Origin of the sequence: Candidatus Frankia alpina (assembly GCF_902806485.1) — a bacterium.
Taxonomy (GTDB): domain Bacteria; phylum Actinomycetota; class Actinomycetes; order Frankiales; family Frankiaceae; genus Frankia; species Frankia alpina.
The window spans coordinates 1-3,292 of record NZ_CADCWT010000370.1 but is presented as its reverse complement, the minus strand read 5'-3'; the positions used below and the strand labels follow the sequence as shown (position 1 = coordinate 3,292).

Below are 3,292 nucleotides of genomic sequence, written 5' to 3'. Positions count from 1 at the left end.
CCCTTCCGACTCACTCCTGGAAGATGACTCGCTCCCCCTCGCCCGCGGGCTCCTGGAAGTTGGCGAAGTAGCGTTCCAGGAGCTCATCGGAGACGGTGACGCTGTTCGCGTCGTTGCGCTGGTCGCGGATCGCCAATCGACGCCGGAGTGTTTCGAGGTCCGCCTTCAGGCGGACAAGTTCCCATCGGCATCCGTGTCTCTCGATCACGGCCTTGTATCGATCTCGGGTGGCCCGGTTCCAAAAGCTGTAGTCGATGACCGCGGGCACCTTCGCCTCCAGCAGGCGGATCAGGTCGTCCCACAGTTGTTGCTCGGCCGTCGACTTGAGTTGCTCGTACTCCGCGAGGTCGAGTTCAGCCACATCGCGGCCGGCCCATATCCACACAAATCTCTTCGATCGAGAGTCGGGTGTAGCCGCGACGCTCAAGGGCCCGCGCATACGTACTCTTGCCCGAGCCAGGCAGGCCGCACATCATCACGACGAGACCCCGCTCTGTCCCGACGAGGTCCGGCAGAAGATCCGCTTCGTCCATGAGCGCGAGGCTACAAGATCTTAAATGGTCGGATTCTTTGTCTGGTTGATCACGCTCGGCGTACCCCCGTGCCGGCCGGCGGCGCGCGCCAGCGTGCTCTTCCGAAGCGGTTCACGTGACGGCACTTCGGTCGCCCAAGCGGGGCTCGAGCCAGCTATTGCAGGTTCCCCGTCGATGTTCCGATCGATGGTGTGCTGCCTGGGGTTTCCCGGGCTGGGTGTCATTAGGCAGAGCTTCGGCCTCGCCGTGCGACTGGTTAGCCTGGTGACGCCGCTGATCCACCACGATCTGTAGGGAGCCCGATCGGCCCAGCCCGCGCCTTCCCCTCGCGGGCTGGGCACTTCGGGTTGGCAGATGTTCATGTCATGATCGTTAACATGCCCCGAGACAAGGTGCCAACGCCGCGCACGTAGTCGCCGCGGTCAACGCCGCACGCGACCGCGAGGGCGAGGTGTACCGGGCGGCGCACCTGGACTACTGGGGGCCATTGGAGCTCCGGTCGAGCATGAGAAAGCGGTGTGGGGTAGCCATGGGCGCCTCCGCGTTCGCGGAGCACGTGACCGAGCTCAGGGCAGCCTCAACCCACCTCGTCGTGGTGAGAGACACTGTTCACGCAGTCGACGGTGTTCGGCCCGGTCAGCGAAGCCCTGGTTGCCTGCAGGCCCGTAGCACCGTGATCCCCGAGGACCAGTCGATCTCACCTGGCCGCGCCATAGGCGTCGAGCACCACCTGTGCAGACGTCTGGCGGCTGGGCAGGGCCCCTGTTCGGAAGTCGATTAACTACACTCTGGTGCCCCCAACGGGATTCGAACCCGTGCTACCGCCTTGAAAGGGCGACGGACACTCGCCCGCCATACCCCTCCTGACCTGGCGTTTTGCAGCCCTGCTGGTGCCGGCTGGCCGAGTTTCGGCATGTACTCGGCATGGACCATGGTCAACAGGGTCAGGAGGCCCGTGGCGGTGCCTGCCTCCGACGAGCCCAGCCTGGCGGCTGCTGGCTGGCCGGGCCCCGCTGTTGGCGGCCGGCGCCTGCGACGCCGGCCCGTTGAGGTAGCCCAGACCGCTGGGGCAAGCCATCATGGAAGAAGATGGAACTTCTTGGACGGCGCGCATCGGTGAGGAGGCGGTTCATGGACACGGCGGCGTGGCACCACCCCGAGCCGCACGGGTGGGTCGACGAACCCGACGCGGACACTAGGCGCGCGATCGACGAGGCCCACGAGGACGTCGAGGCGGGCCGTACGGTCTTCTGTCTGTCCGACGCCGCGTTTGACGCTCTTCTGGACGAGCTGGACCAGTTGGCTGTCGAGGAGCACCCGAAGGCAAGCTGAGCGGTCGCGTACCTCTCGCGGGCTCCGGATGATCGAAGCACTATCGTGACGGCGTGCCCACGTACGAGCAGGTGGCCCGCTTCGTGGCGGAGTACGCGCGGCTGACCCCCGAGCAGCGACGAGCGTTTCGCCGTGCGATCGTGCTGTTCCGCGAAGGTCTGGAGACCGGCCAGTTCCACCCGAGCCTCGGGGTGAAGGGCTTCCGCTCGGAGCCGGGCGTGTTCGAGTTGAGGTGGGCGAAGAACGGCCGGGCGCTGTGGGAGTATGGGGATCCCGTCCCTGGTCGCGACGGCCCCCATGTGCGCTGGCTGCGGATCGGCACTCACGACATCTACAAGAGTCGGTAGCTGGCGCGCCGGCTGCGGCTACCGGGGCGCCGCCCCTATTCGCTGCACTACCCTCAGCGGCAAACTGTTGGAGTGAGGTCACGACGCAGCCGTCGGGCCACACCAGTCCCAGCCGTTGCGTTCAAGTAGAGCCTGAGCAGGACGGGTGATCGGCTGCTGTACTGTGAAGTCTCCGTATCGCGAGCAAAACGAGGACCAGTGGAAATCTATAATCTGATTACCTCGCTGGAACGGATGGAAGTACATCCACCTGAGCTCCCACGATCCGTCGAACGGTTCAAATGAAACTGCGCCGGCAGCTACGAAGCTGGCCGGACCGCGGGAGCGAGGAGGGATGAGCCAAACCTGCCGAGTTTCAAGATCTTTAGCACGGGCAAGTGAAGCGTATCCGCACTCCCTTTTGGTGGCATTGGCGTACATCTCGACGGCTTTCCTTAGATCGAGAGGCGAGCTTTTTTCGACCAAGATGCTATTTCTTCCAATGCCTTCGTAAGGTAGTATTGGCATTTCAATCCGATATATGTGAGCGAGTCGCCGTCGTTCGCTCTGCCATACGTCCCTGTCAATTGGTGTTGAATCGATCATTATCACCTCTATCTGCCATCCGCCTGATGATGTGCGGAGTCGAGCCGGCACGCCCCGTCGAGGAGATGGCCCCCCGCCTCCTCGACCTCTGCCAGACCCGCTCGGGGGCTCCGGTCCCAGCTGGGACCGGAACTGCCAGGACCAGCCCGGCTACCGCTGTGGGGGCGGGGGCCATCTCCCCTACGAGCCGGGGCTGGAACGGTTGGCGAGCCGGCGCTGCAGCTCGATGTGGCGGAACTGGTGAGATCCGCCCCCGCCTGCCACAGCGCGCCACTTAAATGGCAGGGCGCGGCTCGATCGAGAGAAGGCGGTACTTCTTGCTAACTTCGCTGCTCACGAGAGAGTACTCGGTCTCCACCCTAATTCGAACACTATAAGAATAGTCTTCTCCGGCGGGGAGGCCTTCTATCTGTGCCCTCGCCTCCGGCTCTATTCGACCAGTAATCCGCACACCTTGAACGGAATCAAAAATCTCAAACGTGCCTATTCGCAAGT

4 protein-coding genes are annotated in these 3,292 nt (G+C 63.8%); 2 read left to right on the top strand and 2 right to left on the bottom strand.

Annotated features, from left to right (window positions below):
* Window positions 1-10: 10 nt before the first annotated feature.
* Together G6R25_RS22750 and G6R25_RS29185 are read right to left on the bottom strand one after the other, a co-directional pair.
* On the bottom strand, window positions 11-361 hold the full coding sequence (locus G6R25_RS22750) for a P-loop nucleotide/nucleoside kinase family protein (protein ID WP_268904202.1): 351 nt from the start codon (window positions 359-361) through the stop codon (window positions 11-13).
* Window positions 354-473 (bottom strand): AAA family ATPase, encoded by a 120-nt coding sequence (locus G6R25_RS29185; RefSeq protein WP_268904203.1) that lies wholly within the window; start codon window positions 471-473, stop codon window positions 354-356. The genes G6R25_RS22750 and G6R25_RS29185 overlap by 8 nt, the downstream gene beginning before the upstream one ends.
* A 1,191-nt stretch (window positions 474-1,664) precedes the next feature.
* Here G6R25_RS29185 and G6R25_RS22745 point away from each other — a divergent pair.
* Together G6R25_RS22745 and G6R25_RS22740 are read left to right on the top strand one after the other, a co-directional pair.
* Entirely contained in the window at window positions 1,665-1,865 is a 201-nt protein-coding gene (locus G6R25_RS22745; protein WP_163554509.1) for a hypothetical protein, read from the top strand.
* 53 nt (window positions 1,866-1,918) lie between these two features.
* On the top strand, window positions 1,919-2,212 hold the full coding sequence (locus G6R25_RS22740) for a hypothetical protein (RefSeq protein WP_136449288.1): 294 nt from the start codon (window positions 1,919-1,921) through the stop codon (window positions 2,210-2,212).
* Window positions 2,213-3,292: the final 1,080 nt, after the last annotated feature.